Origin of the sequence: Streptomyces sp. NPDC090021 (assembly GCF_044748225.1) — a bacterium.
GTDB lineage: Bacteria > Actinomycetota > Actinomycetes > Streptomycetales > Streptomycetaceae > Streptomyces.
In genome coordinates, this window is record NZ_JBIVFO010000050.1 from 29,411 (window position 1) to 51,545 (window position 22,135).

Here is a 22,135-nt window from a genome sequence, read left to right on the forward strand (position 1 = left end):
GGCGCGCAGCCGCACGGCGTCCGTGCGGTCGCGGCGGGCGGCGGTGTACGCGGCGAGGGCGGCCGGGACGGCGGTGTCCATGGCGCCGGTGCCGTCCCCGGCCGGGAGGAGGTGGGCCAGGACCGCCGCGTCCTCGATGGCCTGGCAGCCGCCCTGGCCGAGGTTGGGGGCCATGGCGTGGGCGGCGTCGCCGAGCCAGGCGGTCCGGCAGTGCCGGCGCGGGCGGCCGCCACGATTGCCGTAGTGCTCCTGCCGGAGCCGGGCGCACTCCGGGGCCCACCCCGTCCTCGCCCGCAGGACGGGTCGCGCACAGGCCGCGGGATGCCGGGCACCGCGATCGCGGCGCCGAAGGGGTCTTCCGTACCGGCTGGCATGCTCCTCCTCATGACGGATCAGCGCCTGCCCCAACTCACCCGCATCGCCGACGCCCACGAGGTCACTGCCGCGCTCCGGCACCAGTTGACCGACTGCTGGGTGGCCGTCACCAACGCGGGCGGGGCCGCCGGGTTCCCCTTCCCGCCCGTCGGTCACGAGGACGTCGCACCGGTCGTGGACGAACTCCTCGACCGTCTCCATCCACAGCGGGACCGGCTCGTCGTCGCCGCGTTCGACGGAGTCCTCGCCGGCTGGGTCGTGCTCCGGCGTGAGCCCCACCGCCTCGTGGAGCACTGGGGCACGGTGCACCACCTCCAGACCCGTCCCGGGTTCCGGCGCCGAGGGGTCGGAGCCGCCCTCATGCAGGAGCTGCGGAGGACCGCCCGTGACGAACTCGGGCTCGAACAGCTCCGTCTCGCGGCCCGCGGAGGGGAGGGGCTGGAGGACTTCTACGGCCGGCTCGGATGGCGTGAGGTCGGCCGCTGGCCGGGAGCCCTGCGCCTCTCCCCCGAGGACACCCGGGACGAGGTCCTGATGCTCCTCGACGCGCCCTGAGCGCTCCGGCCCCTGCGGGCGCCGGACCGGGCCGGGCGCTCGGGCGGGCACTCGGCCGGGCGCTTGGCTGAAGGCTCGGGTGAGGCCGCCTCCCGGTGCGGGGCCGGGAGGCGGCCGGGTGCGGTGGCGCCGCGGCTCAGCGGAAGAGCATGGACGCGTCCCCGGCCGGGGTGGTCACCGAGCCCGGGCACAGGAAGCTGCCCGAGCTCTTGGTCGCGGTGAAGGCCCGGTTGACGTACTTGCGGGTCGTGCCGTCGCGGTCCCACACGATGTTCGTCGCCTTGTAGCGACAGGAGATGAAGCTCTGCCTGCCGGTGATGTCGATCAGGGCGGTGCGGGCCGTGCCGGCCGTGTCGTCGAACGTGAAGGCGGGGTTGTTGTTGAGGGTGGCGGCGATGCCGCCGCCGCAGGCGAGATTGCCGCCCGGCGCGTTGACCGTGGCGCGGTCGACGGTGAGGGCGTTCGGGGCGGCGGCGCTGGTGCTCGCGTTCGTCCAGCTGCAGCTGTTGCCGGCGACGACCATCACGCCGTCGGCCTTCTGGTCGGCGGCCGGGGCGGCGGAGCCGTGGGCCAGGGCCGTTCCGGTACCGGCCAGCCCTGCCGCGACGACGAGTGTCGCGATCCCGGCGGCGCGGGCGAGTCGTGTGGTGCGGGAGGTGTTCGGGGTGTGCCTCATGGGTCGCTCCTCCATGCCACGTGCTGGTGGGGGTGGGCGAGGCGCTGGGCCTCTCAGGGGGGTGCGGAGTGCGTGCCGGGAGCGTCCCACAGCCACCTCGAAGTGTCAGGAGCCTGACAGGTGCATGGCAACAATTGGCTGGAATTACCGGGCGGTACGACATGCCGCGGCGCTGGATCCGGCCCGGGAGCCGCCGTGAGGTCCCCTCCCCGGATGACGGGCACAATGAGGAGAGACCTCGATCGAAGGGGGACCTCTGATGCCATCGGACCGGCCAGGGGGTACGGGCGCCGACGCCCCCGGTCCGATCCGGTCCGAGCCGGGGTCGCTTCTGGAGCACGTGCCCGTGGCCGTCTTCGGCCTCGACGACGAGGAGCGCGTCCGCTACTGGGGCCCCGGCGCCCGGCACCTGTTCGGCTACGCGCCCGAAGAAGTGCTGTCCCGGCCGGCCTCGATCCTCTTCCCCGACCCGGAACCCGCAACCCCCGGCGGGGCGTCACAGCTGGTGGAGCGCGGCCGCAGCCTGGGGTACTGGCGGGTCCGGATGCCCGCACGGCACCGCGACGCCGGAGTCTTCGACTGCGGGTTCCGGGTGTTCCCGGTGACCGGACCGGCGGGCGACTCCGTGGTCATGGGGCTGGCAAGCCGGGGCGACGAACTCGACCGGGTCAAGACGAACCTCGTCTTCCTCGACGCCCTTTTCGAGACCTGCCCGATCGGCCTCGTCATGCTCGACGAGGAGCTGCGCTACGTGCACCTCAACCAGGTGCTGGCCGACATGGACGGCATCCCCGTGCGGGAGCACCTCGGGCGACGCATGACCGACATCATGATCACGTCCGACGGGGGCGAGTACGAACGCATGCTCCGCGCCGTGGCCGAGAAGGGACACCCCCTCGTCGGCGCACTGGTGGGGCTGCGCACCGCCGGCCGGCCCGACCGGGACCAGGTCCGCTCGGTGAGCTTCTTCCCCCTGAGCGGGGCGGGGGACACCCTGCCCGGTGTGGGCGGGCTGCTCGTCGACGTCACCGACCGGGAGCAGGCCCTGCTCGAAGCGACGGCCGCCCGGCAGCGGCTGGATCTGCTGGACCGCGCATCGGCCCAGGTCGGCACAACTCTGGACCTGGAGGTCACCGCCCGCGAACTGATCGACGCCGTGATGCCGGACTTCTGCGACGGCGCCGTGGTCGAAATGGTCGAGTGGATGTACGAGGACGAGCGGTTCGACCCCGCGCTGCCGCTGACCACGCGCCGGATCGCCTCCGGCACCGTCCTCCCGCCGCCCGTACCGGAGCTGGTCGGCGGCCGGGAACGGGTCACCTACCCACCCGGCTCCGGCATCCACGAGATGCTGAGCAGCGGCCGCCCGCTCTCCGTCGTCGTCGACGAGGCCTTCGCGACCCGCACCGCCGCCCACCGGGACCGGGCCCGTCTGCTGCTGGACAGCGATCTGGGCGGGATCGTCCTCGCCCCGCTCATCGCGCGGGGCACCGTCCAGGGCATCGCCATGTTCGGCCGCTCCACCGCCCGCCCCGCCTTCACCGAACAGGATGTCACCCTCGCCGGTGAGCTGGCCTCACGGGCCGCCCTGTGCCTGGACAACGCACGCCTGTACGGCCGGGTCCAGGACATCGCACTGACCCTCCAGCGCGCCCTCCTGCCCAGCGCCGTGGTGTCCGGCGCCCACGTGGACGTCGCCCACCGCTATCTCCCCGGCAGCCGGATCACCGAGGTCGGGGGCGACTGGTACGACGTGATCAACCTGCCCGGCGACCGGGTCGCGCTCGTCGTCGGGGACGTCATGGGGCACGGCGTCCCGGCCGCCGCGTCGATGGGCCGCCTGCGCATCACGGCCAAGGCCCTCGCCCCCCACGCCCCCACCCCCGAAGCCCTGCTCACCGAACTCGACACCTGCGCCCAGGAGTCCGGCATCCAGCTGGCCACGTGCCTCTTCCTCGTGTACGACCCGCACACCGGCCGCGCCCGCATCGGGAACGCCGGCCACCCGCCGCCCCTGGTGCGCCACCCGGACGGGGCGGTCGAAACGGTGGGCGAGGGCCTGGGGATCCCACTGGGGGTGGGCGGCGTCCCCTTCCGGTCCTCCGCGCTCGACCTGCCCGAGGGCGCGGTGCTCGCCCTGTACACCGACGGCCTGATCGAGGCGCGGGGCCAGGACATCGGAGCCGGTCTGGAGACGCTGCGCGAGCAGCTGCGTACGGTGACGGGGCCACTGGAGGAGGCCGCGGACCGGATCATCGCGAACCTGCTGCCGGCCGGGGCGGCCGACGACACCGTCCTGGTACTGGCCCGGATCCACCGCGCCAAGGGCCGGGGCGCCTGAGGAGAGGGCGAGAGCGGTGCGGTCGTCGTCCGCCGGGCTCACGCGCCGGCCCCGGGGGTGGATCTCACTACGGAGACGGCGTCGTCTTGCGCAGGACGCCGATCTTGTCGATGCGGTGCTCGGGATTGCCCTGGGCGTCGCTCCAGAAGTTGCCCTCGGCGTGGTCCTCCGGTGTGGCGCAGGTCGAAATGGTGATCATGGCTTGGGTGGGGGTCTCGCCGGGTGCGCCGGGCACCGGCGCACGCTGTTCGTCCAGCGAGCGCTGCGACCGGAAGGACGTCTTGCGGGTCGCGGTGATCTCGTAGGTGTGCTCCACCCCGCCCGCGGTCACGACGACCGTGTCGCCGTGCTCGACCGCGGGCAGGTCCCGCAGCGGGCCGCCGGCCGACAGGCGGTGCGCGGTGACCAGGAAGTTCCCCACCTGCCCGGGTCCGACCCCGCCCCGCTTCCCGTACGGGCTGGCCGCGACCCCGCGGTCCTGGATGCGGGTCCCGGGTACGTCGTCGGTGGTGCCCTCGTACGGCACGACGCGCAGCCCCGATACGCCCGCGGAGGGGATGGACAGGGTCGACTCCCGGGTGCGGGTGTCGACCGGGTCCGCGGCGGACGTGGCCCCGGGTACGTGCGCGGCGGACGCGGCGGCCTGCGCCGAGGCGGGGGCGGTGGTGGTGGTCGCCGATGCCGCAGCGGGCTGCCGGGGCGGGGCCGCGGCCCCTGCGGCCGCGGAGGGGCCACAGGCCGCCAGCACGGCGGTCACGGCGCCGGCCAGTACGACGGGTACGGCTCGGAACGGGAACGGCAGGGGCATGGGCGCATCCGGGGGGTCGGTCGCCCGGGTCGAGCGGCAGGTGGGTGACCCGGTTCACGGTCAGGGTGACATACGGAGCAAGAAGTCCATAAGGGTCCGGTCCTGTGACCTCCCTCCCCCGCCCCGGACCCCGCGACCGGGGCGGGGGCCGAGGCCGGAAGGCCGGCCTCGGGGCCGCGAGCCGGTGTCAGCGTCGACGGTCGGCGGTCGGCCGGCCGAGGCCGGGGCCGGGGCCGGGAGGCCGGCCTCGGGGCCGCGGGCCGGGCCGGTGTCAGCGTCGACGGTCGACGGTCGGCGGTCGGCGGTCGGCGGTCGGCGGTCGGCGGTCGGCGGTCGGCGTGGAGTTCCAGGCGGTCTCCCGAGAAGCGGTGGCGGAAACAGCAGTCGTGCGAGACCGCGACCACAGCCCCCGCCCGCGGTAGGCGGCGAGGGCGGCCGCCAGGTCCTCGACCAGATCCAGGGCGATGTGGTTCGTCGGCACGTCGAGAACCAGAAGGTCCGCGGGTCGGGTCACCGGGGCGCGCCCGCGGGCCAGTCTTCGCCACCCACCGGAAGCCCGGCACCGGCAAGGTCGTCAACCCGCGCGACGTCTGCCCGGACACAGGGTTCGCCGCACCGTCGTACGGGCAGGCCCGCGCCCTGCCGGATGAGCACACGGTCGTACGCGGACCCGGAACGGACCGGGATCTGCACGAGTACCGCCACTCCTCCCTGACACACACCTCGGCGAGCAGGGCGCCTCCCTGCTGGTGCTGATGCGAAGTCGAGGCACAAGAAGCCGGAGAACGTCCGGCGCTGCTTCAAGCCGTCCCCGGAGGCGATTGCCGAGCTCACCAGCCGGCTCGCACCGGGAGGCGTTGCGCGCTGAGCCCGCATGATGGCGGGCCCTTGTGCGCGCTCTGCTGTTGCGGACAGCTGGGGCGGAAGAACGGCCTGAGGCCCGTCGCGTCATGCGGCGGGCCTCAGTGGATTCCGAGGTAGGACGACGCGCGAGCTCAGCTGCTACTCGGCCGTCGGCTCGACGTAGGTGCTGTCGAACCAGTCGAGGAACTCGCGGACGGTGCCGATCTTGGCGACCCGGGCATGCAGCGCCTTCTGGTCGTGCCCGGCCAGGAACCATCCGCCGGCGACCGGTTCGCCACAGCCGCACCCGCACAGGCGGGTGTCGTGCGGCGAGTCGAAGTAGGTGATCGGGTTTCGGGCCGAGTCCACAGGAGTCTTCTTGTCCACGTAGGCGTCGTAGACCGCGTGGCCCGCCTTGAGGAACCTGCCCTCGATCGCCTTACGCCCGCCGGCCACCGGGACCAGCTTGTCGATCTCGATGGCCATGCGTACGGTGCCGCGGGCGGAGAGCAGCGCGTACTGCTCCTTCTCCGCGCGTTCACCCAGGACCCAGCAGCCCCGGTTGGCCTGGAAGAGCGTGTCGTCGCTCATACTCTCGTGCCAACCGACATAGCTACGCCCCAGTTGATCCTCCTGCGGCTCGACGGGCCGCATGTCACCGAGAGTGATGTGGATCACGATTCGCCCCCAATAGATGGATACCCAAGGCTCCTTGCCTTGTCATCTATTGACATGCTGCCAGAACCGCCCGGATACCTTCAACCCCTTGGATGTAAGGTCGTTGGTCAGAGGTGTAGGTGAGATCGCGGCGGCCACCTCGTGCCCGGCGTCTTCGACCGCCTCGGCCAGAGGAGTGAAAAGCCGGACTTCGCGAGCCTATGCAAGGGGCCTCAGACCCCGTGACGGCCCGGAGCCGGCCCGCGCCGGTGCGGGCCGGCTCCGGTGCGGGCCGGCTCCGGTGCGGGCCGGCTACTCGACCTTCTCCCAGTTGAGTGTGCGCTCCACAGCCCGCTTCCAGCCCGCGTAACCCTCGGCACGCCGCTCCTCGGACCACTGGGGCTCCCAGCGCTTGGACTCCTGCCAGTGCGTGCGCAGTTCGTCCGTGTCCCGCCAGAAGCCGGTGGCGAGGCCGGCCGCGTAGGCGGCGCCGAGCGCGGTGGTCTCGGCGACGACGGGGCGGCTGACCGGTACGCCGAGGACGTCGGACTGCGTCTGCATGCACAGGTCGTTGGCGGTGACACCGCCGTCGACCTTGAGCACGTCGAGGTGCACGCCCGAGTCCTGCTCCATGGCTTCCACCACGTCGCGGCTCTGGTAGCAGATCGCCTCCAGCGTGGCCCGCGCCAGATGACCGTTGTCGTGGTAGCGGGCGAGCCCGACGATCGCACCGCGGGCGTCGGAGCGCCAGTACGGGGCGAACAGGCCGGAGAAGGCGGGAACGAAGTAGATGCCTCCGCTGTCCTCGACGGTCCGGGCCAGGCGTTCGCTCTCACCGGCATCGGTGATGATCTTCAGCTGGTCGCGCAGCCACTGCACGGCGGAGCCGGTGACCGCGATGGAGCCTTCGAGGGCGTAGACCGCGGGGCTGTCGCCGAACTGGTAGGCCACGGTGGTCAGCAGACCGTGCTGCGAGCGGACCAGCTCCGTACCGGTGTTGAGGACCAGGAAGTTGCCGGTCCCGTACGTGTTCTTCGCCTCGCCGGGTGCGAAGCAGACCTGGCCGACGGTGGCCGCCTGCTGGTCGCCGAGGACGCCCGTGATGGGGATGGCCTCCCGCAACGGCCGCGAGGTGCGGGTCCTCCCGTACGCCTCCGGGTGGGAGGAGGGGTTGATCGTGGGCAGCATCGACCGGGGGATGTTGAAGAAGCCGAGGAGTTCGTCGTCCCAGTCGAGGGTTTCCAGGTCCATGAGCATGGTGCGGCTGGCATTGGTGACGTCGGTGGCGTGGACGCCGCCGTCGGGGCCTCCCGTGAGGTTCCACAGCACCCAGCAGTCGGTGTTGCCGAAGAGGGCGTGGCCCTGTTCGGCGGCCTCCCGCACCCCGTCGACGTTCTCCAGGATCCACTGGATCTTGCCGCCGGAGAAATAGGTGGCCGGAGGCAGCCCCGCCTTGCGGCGGATGACGTCGCCCTGGCCGCCGCGCTCCAGTGCCGCGGCGATGGAGTCCGTACGGGTGTCCTGCCAGACGATCGCGTTGTAGTAGGGGCGCCCGGTACGGGGGTCCCAGACGACGGTCGTCTCGCGCTGGTTGGTGATACCGACGGCCGCGAGGTCGGAGGCGTCGAGGTTGCCGTGCCGGAGGGCGTTCTGGATCACCGAGTTGGTGCGTTCCCAGATCTCCACGGGGTCGTGTTCGACCCATCCCGAGCGCGGGAGGACCTGGGAGTGCTCCAGTTGGTGCCTCGCCACCTCGTTTCCGGCATGGTCGAAGATCATGAAACGGGTGCTCGTGGTCCCCTGGTCCACTGCGCCGACGAAGTCAGCCATGGGGTGCCGCCTCTCTGCGGATGCCGTGCGGGGGCTGCCGCCCGGGGGACGGAGTGGGCGTGCCGCGAACGTCCGTCCCCGGGCGGCGCCGGCTCTGCGCGACCGGCTCTCTGCGGTCAGCCGTGTGTGCCGAGCTCTGCGTGATCGGCCCTTCGCGTCCAGCTCTGCATGGTCCGTTCTGGCCGGTCAGCTCTCGTCCGGTACCGGTACCCGTCCGGGCGGCTCCGGTTCGGCGGTCGGCAGGAACCGGCCGACCAAGAACTTGTACAGAGCCGCGCCGAGCAGACCGCCGACGAAGGGGCCGATGATCGGGACCCAGAAGTAGAGATTCCCGTACTGATCTCGCCACGCCCCGCCGTAGCCGGTGAAGAAGCTCGCCAGGCGGGGGCCGAAGTCGCGGGCCGGGTTGATCGCGTAACCGGCGTTGGTGCCCCACGCCATGCCGATCGCCACGACGATCAGGCCGACGATGAACGGGGCGAGGTTGGCGCCCGGGGGTGTGCCCAGCAGGTCCGTGACGGCCAGGATCAGGAAGAGCAGGATCGCGGTGCCGATGATCTGGTCGCGCAGTGCGCCCCACTCGGTCACCGGCAGGTTGGTGTTCCCGTTGGCCGGGAGCGTGGAGAAGACTCCCTGGGTCTTGATGGTGTGACCGGGGTCGGCCTTGGCCAGCGCCTCGGTGTAGTTCCAGCGGACGATCAGGGCGGCCACGAAGGCGCCGGCCACCTGGGCCAGCGCGTACGGGGCCACCTTGCTCCACGGGAAGCCCTTGAACGCGGCCAGCGCGACGGTCACCGCCGGATTGATGTGAGCACCGCTCAGCCTTGCCGCGACATAGACGCCCAGGGTCACGCCGAGACCCCAGGCCCAGGCGATGCTGTCGTGGTTGCCGAGACCGCCCGCGGGATCCGTGAGGGCCCCACCGGCGACCACTTGGGCCACCACGCCGCAACCGAAAAGGATAAGGATCATGGTGCCGGCGAATTCGGCGAAGAGTTCGCCGACCAGACCCGATCTGTGGAGGCGCTCCGTCATGGGTGCACCGCTTCCCGCCAGGCCGACGGCCGGCTTCGACTGCCCCGAGTCCTCTGCTTGTTCGACCGCAGCACGAAGTGCCCCCCTCGCCCGAGAAGCCGATCCGGCCCTGGTCTGCGCACATGCCCGTGAGCGGGTACCTCCATAGTGCCCTTCCCTCCCCTTATCCGCTCCTTATCCGCCTCCGACTCCCGTTCCACGGGGCCGTCATGGAGGGGACAGGGCCCGGCCGGGGTGGCTAATGGCTCCGGCCGGGCCCTGCGTGCGTGGGGTGTTGCTGGGGAGCCCGGATGCCGCGGATGGATGCAGGGGATGCTGCGGACGCTCGAATGCTCCGATGCGAACTTCGTGCCACCAGACTGGCACATTCAGTAACTTTCCGCACGGCGTCCGGCTCGGCGTCGGCATGCGCGCGGTCACCGCCGCGCCCCTGGTTCGATGGAGGTCTCATGCCGCTCGGCTGTCCACGATGGCGCCGGTCATGTCAGCCGGGCCGGGACATCCGGCTTTCGACACCACGGGGACGGCGCCCTCCCGGCCCAACGCCCGCGACGGGCGCTGTCGTTCCTCGCCAGGTCCGACACCGCCCGCCTGCATCGAGACGCCCGTGACGACCCGGAGGAGGACGAGGTCCGGGGCCATGGCCGACGGCGGTATCGCGACCTCGTCGCGCTGCCGGGTCGTCGCGACGGCCACGTCCCGTGTCGCCCCCATGCCGATCCCCTCGGTGGGGGTGAACCCGGGCGAGACGAGGGTGACGCGCAGGTCGGGGCCGGATGCCTGGCGCGGCCCTGCGGTGAGCACCTTCGCCGCCGTGGTGGTGGCCGCGTAGACGGTCTGGGGGTCTTGACGACGTGGGAGGTGGTGGAGCCGACGTTGACGAAGTGGCCGGTGTGCTGTGCCGGCGCCGGAAGGCGGGCAGGGCGGCCGCAATGCCGTTGGGGAGGCCGGTATGCGGGTGGAGACCATGGCGTCCCCGTCGCGCGCGTTCCCTCCTGGACCACGTCACCGCCGAGTACGGCGTGATCGACAGCCTGCGCGACATCGCCGCGGCCCCGACGGCATCGAGCTCACCTCGGCCGCGGCGCCGAGCACAGGCAGCGGGCGGAACGCCTGCTCGGCCGCACCCTGGACGGCCTCGCGGTCCGCCGCTGACACCACCGGGATCGGCACGGCACCTACGGGGCCCGGCCGCGTGATGGCGGGGGGGAGAGCCACCACGCGGCCCGGGTCCGCTCGGAAGTCCGCGCCGCTCACCGCCGCGGACGCCCGTGAAAGCGCTTATGGCCGCGCTCCGGAGACTCAAACCTCTCCCCGGGCATCGTCACCGGGGCGTCGCCGTCACCGTTCGCGCGTCTCCTCCACCGCCGCCGCGATGGCGGCGAGGGGCGAACCCGGGTCCCGTTCGACCTCCAGGTCGCCGAGGGTGACGATGCCGACGAGCTCGCCGCCCCCGGTCCGCACGGGCAGGCGCCGCAGCGCGTGCCGGCGCATGAGGTCGACGGCTTCGTCAACGTGATCGTCGGGCCCGACCGTGAGCGGTTCGGCGCTGCAGACCGCCAGGACGGTCGTCTCGGCCGGGTCGCGGTCCTCCGCCAGCGCGCGGACCACGAGGTCCCGGTCCGTGAGGATGCCGCAGAGCCGTCCCTCGTCGACGACCAGCACGTCCCCGATGCCCGCGTCCCGCATCACCCGCGCCGCTTCCGCGAGCGAGGTCTGTCGCTCCACGGTCACGGGGTTGCGCGTCATCACCTCGTGCACTCGTCGGGTCATCGGTCCTCCCGATGGGTCGTTCGGGCAGTGCCCCGGCAAGCCGGTGCCGTCTGCCCGGCGCCTACCCCTCCACCGGCGAGGTAGGCCGCGCTGAGCCGGTCCGTCACAGTATCCGGGTGACGGCGCCGGGGCGCGTTGTGTGCAGGCTCGGACCGGTGGAGGCCCGACCGGCCGCGGTCCGTTGTTCCCGTCGCGCGCGGGCCTTGGCACTCGGCCCGCAGATCAGCAATGATCACGCCCATGGTTTCAGTGGTGCAGAACGTGGCGATCGACTGTGCGGACGCCTATGAGCTGGCCCGGTTCTGGAGCGGTGTGACGGGCCACCCTGTGCATCCGGACGCCAAGCCGGGGGATCGGGAGACCCTGGTGCCGCTGGCGGAGGGACCGGTGCTGTACTTCAACCAGGTACCCGAGGCCAAGACGGTCAAGAACCGGATCCACCTGTGCCTGCGCCCCGAGACCTCACGCGACCAGGAGGTGGAGCGCCTGCTGGGGCTCGGCGCGTCCTTCGTCGCCGATCACCGCAACCCCGACGGTTCGGGCTGGGCTGTCCTTGCCGACCCGGAGGGCAACGAGTTCTGCGTTCTGCGCAGCGATTCCGACCGCGCGACCACGGATTCCTAGCCCGGATGCCCATGCCGGGCTTTCGGCATCACCGTCGGCATCACCGGCCGATTTCTTAGCAACACAGGCCAACAATTCTCCTGGCCGCAACCCGGACGACTACAAAGGAGCCATCGGACCGAACCCGGCCCTGACGGAGTGATAAACCCGTGGGCGGCCGGAATGAGGCGAAGGTGGTGGTGTGCATGCGCGAGTGCAGCAGGATCCGAGCGATTGCGGTCAGATTACTCACGCCAAGCCCGAGCCCTGGACCTCTCCCCTGATGGGCCGGCCATGTTGATGCCGATCCTGTTCTCACCGGCTCAGGCCACGGCCGACGATTACCGGTCCCTGACGTCGACCATCCGGGCGAAGGCCGAGGACGGGCAGGGATTCTTCGGCGGAGCCGGACGCAAGGAGGGCGAGATGCCCTACCTCCCCCTGCACATCCGGCTGCGGGGCCTGTTCGTCGAGCTCTTCATCGAACTCCGCCCGCGCAATACGAGCCTCCGTATCGCCGGGTTCCGGAACATCTTCGAGAACGGCGTGGCCCCGCCCGAGGCGTATGTGCACCACGTGCGGGACTCCGCCGCGCCGCAGGAGCTCGACAGAACGGAACCCCTGCCGTTCGGCGGGGCCCGCGCCGATCTGGAAACGGCGGCAGCCGTCCGGCGCGCCGGGATCATGCTGGGACGCCGCCCCTTGAGCCTCGCGGTCATCAGGCTGCACCAGAACCGCGATCCGCGGAGCACCGCCTACGGAATGCTGGTGCTCTCGGAAATGCTCTGCGAGGCCGCCCGGTATCCCGCGCTGGCCGATGCGATGTCACGTCTGTGGATATCCGGCGGCCGACTGTAACCAGCAGGAACCACCGAATTCCGGTTGCTCGTCACGACCAGCGGGCGCGGGGGCACGGAAGGAGGAAAAAGCCCTCTTCAGGAGTTCCAAGAAGCGCTCTCCGCTTGGCGAGATGCCTTGTGCCGTCGGCCGCCCGGGCCCTGCCCCGGGCGGCCGACGGCCTGCGGGGCCTGCGCGGCCTGCCCACCGGGCCGTGAACGCCGGGGACCGCCACTGGAGGGCGCGCATGGCGGACCCGTCGCGGCGGGCCCTGGCCTGCGCGCCGTGCGGCTGTCCGGGGGGCCTCGTACCGTGGGGGTGTACTCCGGGAGGCATCGTGGCGTACCGGTTCTGCGAGAACGAACAGTTCGATTTCGAGGTGATGGCGCTCCTCGGAGCGGCCTGGCAGAAGGGTTCCGATCCCGGCGAGGTCCTGGCCACGGCCGGCGCACTGCGCGCGGCGGACGGCCGCCGGTGGTTCGAGGGCTGGACGGAGCTGGCCCGGCGCGTCCGGTCGGACGGCGAACGGGCAGCTGCGGCCGGGCGGCGGACGAGCGCACGGGACGCGTGGCTGCGGGCCGCGGGCTACTTCGGGACGGGGCTCGTGGCCGCCGACGCGCTGGCCGACGAGCGACGGCTCCTCGCGGTGTTCCGGGAGCACCGCGAGTGCTTCGACCGGTTCTCGGCGGCGTGGGAGCCGGCCGCGGAGCGGGTGGCGGTGCCGTACGAGGGGACCGCGCTGCCCGGTTACCTCTTCCGGCCGGCCACGGGCGGCGCGGACGCGCCGACGGTGATCGTGAACAACGGCAGCGACGGTCCGGTGAGCACCGCGTGGACGATGCTCGGCGCACCGGCCGTGGCGCGCGGCTGGAACGCCCTCCTCTTCGACGGGCCGGGGCAGCAGTCGATGCTGTTCGAGCACGGGATGCCGTTCCGCCCCGACTGGGAGAACGTGATCACCCCGGTGGTGGACTTCCTGCTGGCCCGGGACGACATCGCCGCCGGCCGGCTGGTGCTGGCCGGGATCAGTCAGGCGGGCTACTGGGTGCCCCGGGCCCTGGCCTTCGAGCAGCGGATCGCTGCGGGTGTCGCGGACCCGGGTGTGGTGTCCGTCGTGGACAGCTGGTTGAGCAACTTCCCGCCTGAGCTGCTAGAGCTGTTCGACTCGGGCGACCGGAACGCGTTCGACCAGGTCATGCGTGAAGGTATCGCGGAGGACGAGGAGCTCGCCGCCCTCTGGAAGTGGCGGGCCAAACCGTACGGGATCGACTCGCCGTTCGATCTGCTCACCGAGATGGGCCGGTACGACCTGACAGGGGTGCTGGACCGGGTCGCGGTTCCGCTGCTGGTGACCTCGCCGGAGGGCGAGCAGTTCTGGCCCGGCCAGTCGCGGCGGCTCTACGACGCGCTGCCCGGTGAGAAGGAGTTCGTGGAGTTCACGGCGGCGGAGGGCGCGGGCATGCACTGCGAGCCCCTGGGCCGGGCCCTGTTCGAGCAGAGGGTGTTCGACTGGCTGGCCGCCCGCCTCGACGTCACGGCCTGACCGCAGGCGGGGGCGCGGCCTCGGCCTGCGCCCGGTCCGCTGTCGGCGGCCCCGGCGGTGCCGGGCCGTCCGGTGCCGGGGCATCGGGGGTGCGGGACGGGTTCCGAAACCGGTCGGCCTCGCCCCGCTCCACGTGCTCCTCGTAGATCCGCACCTTGTGCCACATCACCTCCAGCGCGTCCCGCAGTTCCCTGATCTGCGCCTCCACGAAGGTCTAGTGGAGGCGCAACAGCTCCAGGCGGTCGTGCTCGTTGCCCGGGCCCGGGCCCTGACGGACCAGCTCGATGTACTGCCCGTTCGCCGAGGTCACCGGTCTCGGCATGCTCCAGCGTGTGCTGTACTTCCTGCCCGCTTCCCGCGCGGACTGTCCGGCGCGTCTCCACCACCTGCTGGACACCACCCTCGCCACTGCCCGCGCCCACCCCGACCCGTACGTCCGCCGGTGGGCCGGTACGGCGGACCTCGACGCGGTCTGACCGGGGCGTGCCACCGTCGGCCGCGAGGTCCGGGGCAGGCAGGGGATCTTGAGAGCACGAGTGGCCCATGGCAGGCTCATGCCGCATGATCGACGAATTCGCGAAGGACAATCTGCACGGGAGACTGCGGCGGGACCGCACGGCGCTCCTCTGGAAACTCGACGGCCTGTCGGAGTACGACGCACGCCGGCCCTTGACACCCACCGGCACCAACCTCCTCGGGCTGGTCAAACACGTGGCCACAGTCGAGGCCAGGTACTTCGGCGAGGTCTTCGACCGCCCTTCCCCGGAACCGCTGTCCCGGTGGCAGGACTCCGACGGCAGCGATCTGTGGGCGAGCGAGGACGAGACCCGCGACCAGATCATCGGGTTCTACCGGCGCACATGGGAACACTCGGACGCGACGATCAGCGAACTGCCCCTCGACGCCCCCGGCCACGTGCCGTGGTGGCCGGAGCCTTATTCCCACACGAGTCTGTTCGCCATCCTGGTCCATGTTCTCGGCGAGTCCGTCAGGCACACCGGGCACGCCGACATCCTGCGCGAGGGCCTCGACGGCCGGACCGGGCTGCGCCCCGAACACGAGCAGCCGATCGACGAGGAAGCACGTACAGCCCACTGGGCGAAGGTCGAGCAGGCCGCCAGGTCGGCCGCCTCCGGAAGATCCAGGTCCTTGTCCCGCAGCGGGGCGGCTCCGGGACTCTGACCGCCACGCCCCAGCACGGAGAATCAGTGCTCCGGCGCTGCGGCAAGGTGTCGGCGGGAAGCGACCCCGAGCTTCCGGAACTGGTGGAGGCGGCCCGCGAGCTCGCACGGCCCGGCTGCGGCGACAGCGTGCCTGCGGTCGCCGGCCGTTGGGGCTTCGTCAGCGCGAGCCATTTCAGCCGTGTGTTCCGTGGTTCCGTGGCCGGTACGGGATGTCGCCCCGGGCCTGGCGCGCCTCCTGCGCGGCTGACCGGGACCCCTGGCCGGCCGCCGGACACCGGGCATGGGCCGGGGATCCCGGTGCCTGCCCGGGGCTGCGTATCAGCGGCGGCGCTTGTGACCGTTGAGCTCGATGTAGCCGAGGTCCGCGATGAGTGCCGCGACCGTCGGGTAGTACCTGCTGTAGCCGGGGCCGCCGACGGTGAAGCCTGCTCCCGTCGGGTCGTTGAGCTGCCGGTAGACCCACTCGGAGAGCTGCCCCCAGCTGGTCTGGAGGGCCGCGCCGAAGCGGTTGATCGGGTTGGACGTGTTGTTCCTGATGTTCCCGCGGATGATGTCGAAGAGGTGGCCGAACCGGGCTGCTTCGGAGGTCGCTCCGATGATGTCGACGAGGTAGGAGCCGACGGTGTGCCGGCCGTGCCCCGTGGCGAGGAGCTGCTGGGCGTTGCCGAGCGTCAGAAGCGCGTTCTGGAGGTTCTGGGGAGTGAGTCTGCGCTGGTCGCGGAGCCCGCCGTTCGGCAGGTCGGTGTAACTTCCGGTCCAGGGAAGCGTGCTGGCCCGGACGCCCAGGACGCGGTTGAAGGCGTCTGGGTAGCCGTCGCGGAAGACGTAGTGGCGGTTTCCGGTGCCACCCGGCTGTCCGGGCTGGTAGAAGCCGGCCAGGTAGAGGGTGTTGGCCCAGAAGTAGAGGGAGACGACGTGCTGCCCGGCATGGGTCACCCGGACCTGGATCAGCTGGTTGTAGGTGGTCGTGGTCTCGTCCAGGACCTGGTAGAAGTCGTGGCCGCTGATCCGGTGGATCCGGTCGATCATGTTCCAGTACCGGTCGTGCTGGCCCTGGCCGCCGCCGTCGAGACCGGTGATGTCCCAGTCGACCACGGTGAGCGACCGGTCGGGGTCGGCGTGCGCGGCGGGTGCGGCTGCGCCGAGCATTCCGACCGACAGGGCGAGCGCGATGAAGAGACCGGTGACCCGGCGGCATCCTCGCCGGAAGAGGTCGGGGTTGAAGGGGTTGGACATGCGGATTTCCTTGTTGGCCGTGATGAGGTCGGCTGTCATGGGTACGGGCGGTCGGCCGCGCAGGTGGCGGGGGCGGTGAACCGGCGGAGGACGGCGAGGGCGGTGCCGCCGCCCCCGGGCGGATTGCCCTCGCCGTCCGGCTGCACTGTCACCTCAGGCATCGGCCAGGGCACGCCGGAGAGTGCCGACGGCGAGGTCGATGGCCGACTGGGCGGCGTGGGTGCCGCGCAGGGCGTTGAGCATCACGAAGTCGTGGATGATGCCCTGACAGCGAACGGCGGTGACGGGCACTCCGGCGGCGCGCAGCTTGTTGGCGTACGCCTCTCCCTCGTCGCGCAGTACATCGGCCTCGGCGGTGATGACCAGGGCCGGGGGCAGACCGGTGAGTTGTTCGACGGTGGCTCGCAGCGGGGAGGCGGTGATCTCGGCCCGCTCGGTCTCGTCGGTGGTGTACTGGTCCCAGAACCACTGCATGGCGTCGCGGCGCAGGAAGTACCCTTCCGCGAACTGGTGGTAGGAGCCGGTGTCGAAGCCGGCGTCCGTGACCGGGTAGAAGAGAACCTGGTGGACCAGCGGCACCCCGTCCCGCTCCTTGGCCATCAGGGTCAGCGCGGCGGTCATGTTCCCGCCGACCGAGTCGCCGGCGACCGCGATCCGGGAGGCGTCCAGGCCGTGGCCGGCGCCGTCGGTGACGATCCAGCGGGCCACCGTCCAGTTCTGCTCGATCGCCACCGGGTAGCGGTGTTCGGGCGACAGGTCGTACTCAGGGAACACCACGGCCGCCCCGGCACCGACGGCGAGTTCGCGGACCAGACGGTCGTGGGTGTGGGCGTTGCCGAAGACCCAGCCCGCGCCGTGGAGGTAGAGGATGACCGGGAGTCGCCCGGCCGCACCAGCGGGGCGGACGATGCGGGCGCGGACCTCTCCGGTGGGGCCGCCGGACACGGTCACCCACTCCTCGTCCACGGCGGGCAGGTCGGCAGGGCCGGACTGCACCTCGTCGACGGCCTTGCGGCCGTCGGCCGGCGGGATCTGGAAGAGGAACGGCGGCTCGGCCGTGGCCCGGGCGAACTCGGCGGCGGCCGCCTCCAGGACCGGGGTGACGGGTGTGAACGGGGTCTGGTCGGTCAAGTTCCGGCCTCTCACTGTGGACGGGCGTGCCGCGGCGGCGCGAACGCCGCCGGGAACGGCTCCCGCCCCGGAAGAGCGGGAGACGTTCCGAAAGCTAGACGGGATCGGGCGGCGCGGGTCGCCCGTGAGTGCACGGATCTGGCCCCTGCGTGCAGAGCTCGCGCCGGCGGCCCGCAGCTGCGCGAGGATGGCGTCACCGCGACCGTCCCGTCGTTTCGGTCTCCCTGCAGACCAGCGGCGTCCACCACGCCGGACGACTCGGCCCACTTCCCGCTGCAGAACCGCGACAACGCGCCCGTCCGCACGGTTCGCCGGACGGTAGAGACCGATGGGGGCCATGCGCGCACCAGGGGCCCGGCGGGCCATCGAGGCGGGGACGTTCCGGTATCGGGCGGGCGGAGGGCCCGGGAGCGAGCCGGGACCGCTGTCAGTGGAGGGTGCCAGCATCGGGGCCATGATGCGATTCGATTGGCGTCCTTTCCTCGAACGGTGGAGCACGGAGTGGGCGCAGGCCTACGACCCGCAACGCGACGGACACCGGGGCGGGGAGGAGTGCGCCGCGGCCCGGTGGCTAGGCCGTGAGGCGGCGGACACGGCCGGGATCACCGCCGCCGAGACACGCCTCGGCGTCGCGCTTCCCCCGTCCCTGCGGTCCTTCCTCGCGGTCACCGACGGCTGGCACAACGCGGGCACCTTCGTCTGGCGGCTCGCCGGCTGCGCAGACCTCGAATGGTGCGGCGATCCGCACGGCATGCGGGACGTATGGCTGGACGGTGCCGGGGACGACGCCGACGAGGACCTTGTCCGACTGGCCGGCACATGGTCGCGTTCCCTTCAACTGGCCGTCGAATCGGACATGGTGGACGTTCTCCTGGATCCGGAGGATGTGGACGCACGGGGAGAGTGGGCCGTGTACATCTGGGCGCTGTGGCGGGCGAGCCCCCCGGAACGGTACCCGTCCTTCCGTCACTTCATGGAGGACATGTACCGGCAGTTCCACGCCATGGCCTCGGACCGCCCCTGCTTCTCGAACGACACCACCCGGGCCCTGGACGAGCGGGTCGAGGAGGCGCGGCTCGCCGCCCTACGCGGTGAGTACGAGCAGGCGCGGGAGACCCTCTGCGAGGCCGTCGGGTTCGGCCGGCCCAGGGCGGGCCGGCTGCGGCAGCAGATCGACGCTCTCCTCGGCACGGCCACCGGAGCCGAAGAGGGGGGCTCGCTCGCCGACCCGTACAGGCCCCGGCCGGGGCGGCGCGCTAGCCGCGACGCAGCCGGGAATCGAGGACCGCGCCGAGAAGTTCGGCGTCGGGTGCGGTCAGCAGCCGTTTGGGCAGGACCATCAACCAGGTCCTGCGGCCGCTCCCACCCACAACGACGTAGAGATTCGGAGTCTCGTGATATCGCGTCATCACATCCCAGCCCAGGCGCTTGATGTCCGCGCCGTCGCGGACGGCCGCAATGCCCGCACCGTCGACGACGCATTCCGCGCCCTCGTAGGCCTGCTGAGCGCGCAGGGCATGTGTGACGATCTGCCGGGACGCGAGCAGGGCGAACACGGCTGCGCCGACGACGGCTGCGGCCACGAGGCCGACGTTGACCGAGCCGCCCTCTTCGTCGACACGCACTCCCAGGAGCGCGATGAACAATGCGCCCGCGGCAGCGAGCCAGCGCAGCCGCCGAAACATTCCCGCGGCCTTCAGTCCCTCACGGAACTCGTTCTTCTCCACACTGCCCGTGATCCGAAGGGCGATCTCGCCGGTGGCCCGGGCCTGCTGCGGCTGCCATATGTCGTTGTCTTCCACGGCGCGGAGCATAGCGCTCCGCCGAGCACCCTCTGATCGGCCGTCCCCTTGTCCGCTCGCGGGGACGGCGGGCGAGGCACGGCAGGTGCGAGCGCATCCGGGCCGGGAGCGCCGGCCGCCATCCGCGGGGTGCTGCTGTGGCGGGTGTTCGACGCCGACCTCCACTTCCGCGGCGCCCTGTGGCCGGACTTCCAGCACATCGACCTCCTTGAGGCCGTCGAACACCACCGGGTGCGAACCCGCGCCTGCGGCCCCGAGGTGGCAACCCCACCCACGAAAATGGCACATACGTATAATTGCGGCAAAATTGTGCTCCATGCGTCACCCCACCGACTGCACCTCCCGCGGGGGTCCACCGTGCACGACGTGCCCTACTGGCTGTGGATCGTCTTCGCCGTCACCGTCCTCGTGGCACTGGCGGTCGATCTCCTCGCGCACCGGCAGGCGCACGTCATCGGCTTTCGTGAGGCGGCCGCGTGGAGCGGGGTGTGGGTCGGCCTGGCCCTGGCCTTCGGCGGCCTCGTGTTCGCCGTCGTGGGCACGCAGGCCGGTGTGGAGTACACGACGGCATGGCTGCTGGAGAAGAGCCTGTCGGTCGACAACCTGTTCGTCTTCGCTCTGATCTTCGGCTATTTCCGGGTCCCGCGGGCCTACCAGCACCGCGTGCTGTTCTTCGGGGTACTGGGCGCGCTGGTGTTCCGGGGCGTCTTCCTCGCCGCCGGAGTGGCCGTCGTCAGCCGGTTCACGGCCGTCCTGTACGTCTTCGCCGCGGTCCTCTTCTACAGCACGTACAAGATCCTCAAGGAGGAGGACGACAGCTTCGACCCGGGGCGGAGCCTCGCCGTCCGGCTCCTGCGGAAGGTCGTCCCGGTCAGTGACGACTACGTCGGGACGAAGTTCTTCGTGAAGGAAGCCGGCCGGCGCGTGGCGACGCCGCTGTTGGCCGTGGTGGCCGCGATCGAGGCGGCCGACCTGGTCTTCGCGGTCGACAGCGTGCCCGCGGTGCTCGCCGTCAGCAGCGACGCCTTCATCGTCTACAGCAGCAACGCCTTCGCGATCCTGGGGCTGCGAGCCCTCTACTTCATGCTGGCCGGCATGCTCGACCGTTTCCACTACCTGAGTACGGGGCTGGCCCTGATCCTCGCGTTCATCGGCGTGAAGCTGGTCCTGCAGGCCTCGCACGAACTGATCAGCCCCTCGATCCCCGAGATCCCCTCACCGGTGAGCCTCTCTGTGATCGTCATCGTCCTCGTGGTATCGGTGACCCTCAGCCTGCTCCGGCCACCGCCACCGCACGACAGCCGGGCGGACCGCGGGGCGTGATCACCCCGCCAAAGAAAGCTTCAAATCCGGGCAAAGCGGGCGTAAAGTCGATATATGGACGGAGAGAAGCATCCCGCGGCAGCCATTCCGGGACATCTTTGCCCCTGGTGCCATCAGCCGTTGCCCGCGACGGTCCAGCGGCACAAGACGTTGGGCGTCTACGTCCCCGTCTACGCCGACGCCCCCTGCACCAACCCCGCCTGCCCCCGAGCCGCACCCGACGGCCGACGGGAGCCGCAGGCGCAGCCGCTGACCGAGGACCGCACCGCCCCCTGAGGTACGGCCGGGCGAGGTACGGACCGGCGTCGCCCCGCTCCCGTATGACGGAAGTCTTACGTACGCGCGTGGGAGACACCCCGGCGGGCCGGTACTGCGTAGCGTCCCGGGCATGCGTGTACTCGTCACCGGAGGAGCCGGGTTCATCGGCTCCCACATCGTCACCGCCCTCAAGGAACGCGGGCACGAGCCCGTCGTCCTCGACGCCCTGCTGCCCGCCGCCCACCCCGGCACACCACCACTGCCCGACGCGGAGTTCGTCCGGGCCGACGTACGGGACGCCGACGCGGTCCGGGCGGCGCTGCGCGGGGTGGACGCGGTGTGCCACCAGGCGGCGATGGTCGGCCTCGGGAAGGACTTCGCGGACGCCCCCGCGTACGTCGGCTGCAACGACCTCGGCACGGCCGTCCTGCTCGCGGAGATGGCGGCCGCCGGGGTCCGGGAACTGGTCCTCGCCGGGTCGATGGTGGTCTACGGCGAGGGCCGGTACACGTGCGCAGAGCACGCAACGGTGCGCCCCGGAGCGCGCCGGATCGACGACCTGACGGCCGGCAGGTTCGAGCCCCGCTGCCCCGAATGCGGGGCGGACCTCGTACCGGGTCTCGTCGGCGAGGACGCGCCGACGGATCCGCGGAACGTGTATGCCACGACGAAGCTGGCGCAGGAGCACCTGGCGGCGTCCTGGGCCCGGTGCGTGGAGGGGCGCGCGGTGTCGCTGCGCTACCACAACGTGTACGGCCCGGGCATGCCCCGCGACACCCCGTACGCCGGCGTCGCCTCCTTCTTCCGCTCCTCCCTCGCCCGCGGCCAGGCCCCGCGGGTCTTCGAGGACGGCGCGCAGCGCCGGGACTTCGTGCACGTCCGGGACGTGGCCGCGGCGAACGCAGTGGCGCTGGAGGCCGTCGCCGGCCGGCCCGTGGGTGCCCTGACGGCTTACAACACCGGCAGCGGGGAGCCTCATACGGTAGGCGAAATGGCCGCCGAGCTGGCTGCGGCGCACGGCGGACCCGCCCCGGTGGTCACGGGCGAGTTCCGCCTCGGCGACGTCCGGCACATCACCGCCGACTCCGCCCGGCTGCGCGAGGAGCTCGGCTGGCGCCCCGTGGTCGGCTTCGCCGAAGGGGTGGCCGAGTTCGCGCGGGCCGGGCAGCGCGCATCGGCGGGTGTGACCGGCTGATCCCGGGAACCGGCCGAGCGCGGCGGCCGGGTGCGCGGCCGCCGCGGGCGCGGGGGGCCGGCCCCGGCGGGCCCCCCCACCCGCCCCCGCACAGGCGCCCCGGTGCGCGCGGGGCCCCCGGCGGCCCCCC

At 71.8% G+C, this 22,135-nt stretch carries 21 protein-coding genes and 3 pseudogenes; 11 read left to right on the plus strand and 13 right to left on the minus strand.

Annotated elements, in window-relative coordinates; genetic code table 11:
• Nucleotides 1-72: 72 nt before the first annotated feature.
• Nucleotides 73-174: pseudogene (locus ACIPXC_RS30690) on the minus strand (monooxygenase); the annotation flags it as partial.
• A 210-nt stretch (nucleotides 175-384) separates the two neighbouring features.
• On the opposite strand from ACIPXC_RS30690, the gene ACIPXC_RS30695 reads away from it, so the two are divergent.
• Complete coding sequence (locus tag ACIPXC_RS30695) at nucleotides 385-930, plus strand: GNAT family N-acetyltransferase (RefSeq protein ID WP_401624570.1); 546 nt, start codon at nucleotides 385-387, stop codon at nucleotides 928-930.
• A gap of 136 nt (nucleotides 931-1,066) precedes the next feature.
• Here ACIPXC_RS30695 and ACIPXC_RS30700 read toward each other — a convergent pair whose 3' ends face one another.
• Nucleotides 1,067-1,606 carry a hypothetical protein gene (locus ACIPXC_RS30700; RefSeq protein WP_401624572.1) on the minus strand — a complete coding sequence of 180 codons (540 nt, stop codon included), beginning with the start codon at nucleotides 1,604-1,606 and terminating at the stop codon, nucleotides 1,067-1,069.
• Between the two features lie 259 nt (nucleotides 1,607-1,865).
• Between ACIPXC_RS30700 and ACIPXC_RS30705 the strand changes: the two genes are divergently transcribed.
• Complete coding sequence (locus ACIPXC_RS30705; protein WP_401624574.1) at nucleotides 1,866-3,947, plus strand: SpoIIE family protein phosphatase; 2,082 nt, start codon at nucleotides 1,866-1,868, stop codon at nucleotides 3,945-3,947.
• A 67-nt stretch (nucleotides 3,948-4,014) separates the two neighbouring features.
• Here ACIPXC_RS30705 and ACIPXC_RS30710 read toward each other — a convergent pair whose 3' ends face one another.
• Both ACIPXC_RS30710 and ACIPXC_RS30715 read right to left on the minus strand, forming a co-directional pair.
• On the minus strand, nucleotides 4,015-4,755 hold the full coding sequence (locus ACIPXC_RS30710) for a class E sortase (protein ID WP_401624576.1): 741 nt from the start codon (nucleotides 4,753-4,755) through the stop codon (nucleotides 4,015-4,017).
• 329 nt (nucleotides 4,756-5,084) lie between these two features.
• Nucleotides 5,085-5,305 (minus strand): annotated as a pseudogene (locus ACIPXC_RS30715) (ABC transporter ATP-binding protein); the annotation flags it as partial.
• Between ACIPXC_RS30715 and ACIPXC_RS30720 the strand changes: the two are divergent.
• Nucleotides 5,272-5,623 (plus strand): annotated as a pseudogene (locus tag ACIPXC_RS30720) (site-specific integrase); the annotation flags it as partial. The pseudogenes ACIPXC_RS30715 and ACIPXC_RS30720 overlap by 34 nt on opposite strands.
• A 134-nt stretch (nucleotides 5,624-5,757) precedes the next feature.
• Here the strand turns inward: ACIPXC_RS30720 and ACIPXC_RS30725 are convergent.
• The 5 genes from ACIPXC_RS30725 to ACIPXC_RS30745 form a co-directional block, all read right to left on the minus strand.
• Nucleotides 5,758-6,189: a hypothetical protein gene (locus ACIPXC_RS30725; protein WP_401624578.1), complete on the minus strand. Its 432-nt coding sequence runs from the start codon at nucleotides 6,187-6,189 to the stop codon at nucleotides 5,758-5,760.
• A 378-nt stretch (nucleotides 6,190-6,567) separates the two neighbouring features.
• Nucleotides 6,568-8,085, minus strand: coding sequence for a glycerol kinase GlpK (gene glpK, locus ACIPXC_RS30730; RefSeq protein ID WP_401624580.1), 1,518 nt, complete (start codon nucleotides 8,083-8,085; stop codon nucleotides 6,568-6,570).
• A gap of 186 nt (nucleotides 8,086-8,271) precedes the next feature.
• Nucleotides 8,272-9,120, minus strand: coding sequence for an MIP/aquaporin family protein (locus ACIPXC_RS30735; protein WP_401624582.1), 849 nt, complete (start codon nucleotides 9,118-9,120; stop codon nucleotides 8,272-8,274).
• A gap of 447 nt (nucleotides 9,121-9,567) precedes the next feature.
• Nucleotides 9,568-9,924, minus strand: a complete 357-nt coding sequence (locus ACIPXC_RS30740) for a hypothetical protein (protein WP_401624584.1) — start codon at nucleotides 9,922-9,924, stop codon at nucleotides 9,568-9,570.
• A gap of 537 nt (nucleotides 9,925-10,461) precedes the next feature.
• Nucleotides 10,462-10,893, minus strand: a complete 432-nt coding sequence (locus tag ACIPXC_RS30745) for a CBS domain-containing protein (RefSeq protein ID WP_401624586.1) — start codon at nucleotides 10,891-10,893, stop codon at nucleotides 10,462-10,464.
• Between the two features lie 240 nt (nucleotides 10,894-11,133).
• Between ACIPXC_RS30745 and ACIPXC_RS30750 the strand changes: the two genes are divergently transcribed.
• From ACIPXC_RS30750 to ACIPXC_RS30760, 3 genes are all read left to right on the plus strand, one after another.
• Nucleotides 11,134-11,517 (plus strand): VOC family protein, encoded by a 384-nt coding sequence (locus ACIPXC_RS30750; RefSeq protein WP_401624588.1) that lies wholly within the window; start codon nucleotides 11,134-11,136, stop codon nucleotides 11,515-11,517.
• Between the two features lie 273 nt (nucleotides 11,518-11,790).
• The gene (locus ACIPXC_RS30755; protein WP_401624590.1) at nucleotides 11,791-12,354 is read left to right on the plus strand and encodes a ribosome-inactivating family protein; all 564 of its coding nucleotides are present in this window, start codon (nucleotides 11,791-11,793) and stop codon (nucleotides 12,352-12,354) included.
• A gap of 316 nt (nucleotides 12,355-12,670) precedes the next feature.
• Nucleotides 12,671-13,876 (plus strand): dipeptidyl aminopeptidase, encoded by a 1,206-nt coding sequence (locus ACIPXC_RS30760; protein ID WP_401624592.1) that lies wholly within the window; start codon nucleotides 12,671-12,673, stop codon nucleotides 13,874-13,876.
• On the opposite strand, the gene ACIPXC_RS30765 is transcribed toward ACIPXC_RS30760, so the two are convergent.
• Entirely contained in the window at nucleotides 13,866-14,084 is a 219-nt protein-coding gene (locus ACIPXC_RS30765; RefSeq protein ID WP_401624594.1) for a hypothetical protein, read from the minus strand. The two genes, ACIPXC_RS30760 and ACIPXC_RS30765, sit on opposite strands and share 11 nt — an antisense overlap.
• 112 nt (nucleotides 14,085-14,196) lie before the next feature.
• On the opposite strand from ACIPXC_RS30765, the gene ACIPXC_RS30770 reads away from it, so the two are divergent.
• Nucleotides 14,197-14,352 carry a hypothetical protein gene (locus ACIPXC_RS30770; protein ID WP_401624596.1) on the plus strand — a complete coding sequence of 52 codons (156 nt, stop codon included), beginning with the start codon at nucleotides 14,197-14,199 and terminating at the stop codon, nucleotides 14,350-14,352.
• A gap of 85 nt (nucleotides 14,353-14,437) precedes the next feature.
• The gene (locus ACIPXC_RS30775; RefSeq protein ID WP_401624598.1) at nucleotides 14,438-15,058 is read left to right on the plus strand and encodes a DinB family protein; all 621 of its coding nucleotides are present in this window, start codon (nucleotides 14,438-14,440) and stop codon (nucleotides 15,056-15,058) included.
• Nucleotides 15,059-15,378: 320 nt separating this feature from the next.
• Here ACIPXC_RS30775 and ACIPXC_RS30780 read toward each other — a convergent pair whose 3' ends face one another.
• The 3 genes from ACIPXC_RS30780 to ACIPXC_RS30790 all read right to left on the minus strand — a co-directional run bounded on the left by ACIPXC_RS30780 (nucleotide 15,379) and on the right by ACIPXC_RS30790 (nucleotide 19,229).
• Entirely contained in the window at nucleotides 15,379-16,335 is a 957-nt protein-coding gene (locus ACIPXC_RS30780) for a ribosome-inactivating family protein (RefSeq protein ID WP_401624600.1), read from the minus strand.
• 114 nt (nucleotides 16,336-16,449) lie between these two features.
• The gene (locus ACIPXC_RS30785; RefSeq protein ID WP_401624602.1) at nucleotides 16,450-17,427 is read right to left on the minus strand and encodes an alpha/beta hydrolase; all 978 of its coding nucleotides are present in this window, start codon (nucleotides 17,425-17,427) and stop codon (nucleotides 16,450-16,452) included.
• A 1,256-nt stretch (nucleotides 17,428-18,683) separates the two neighbouring features.
• Nucleotides 18,684-19,229: a hypothetical protein gene (locus tag ACIPXC_RS30790; RefSeq protein ID WP_401624604.1), complete on the minus strand. Its 546-nt coding sequence runs from the start codon at nucleotides 19,227-19,229 to the stop codon at nucleotides 18,684-18,686.
• Between the two features lie 357 nt (nucleotides 19,230-19,586).
• On the opposite strand from ACIPXC_RS30790, the gene ACIPXC_RS30795 reads away from it, so the two are divergent.
• The 3 genes from ACIPXC_RS30795 to ACIPXC_RS30805 all read left to right on the plus strand — a co-directional run bounded on the left by ACIPXC_RS30795 (nucleotide 19,587) and on the right by ACIPXC_RS30805 (nucleotide 22,005).
• Complete coding sequence (locus tag ACIPXC_RS30795; protein ID WP_401624612.1) at nucleotides 19,587-20,552, plus strand: TerC family protein; 966 nt, start codon at nucleotides 19,587-19,589, stop codon at nucleotides 20,550-20,552.
• A gap of 120 nt (nucleotides 20,553-20,672) precedes the next feature.
• Nucleotides 20,673-20,828, plus strand: coding sequence for a hypothetical protein (locus ACIPXC_RS30800; RefSeq protein ID WP_401624606.1), 156 nt, complete (start codon nucleotides 20,673-20,675; stop codon nucleotides 20,826-20,828).
• A gap of 112 nt (nucleotides 20,829-20,940) precedes the next feature.
• On the plus strand, nucleotides 20,941-22,005 hold the full coding sequence (locus tag ACIPXC_RS30805) for an NAD-dependent epimerase/dehydratase family protein (RefSeq protein WP_401624608.1): 1,065 nt from the start codon (nucleotides 20,941-20,943) through the stop codon (nucleotides 22,003-22,005).
• Nucleotides 22,006-22,135: the final 130 nt, after the last annotated feature.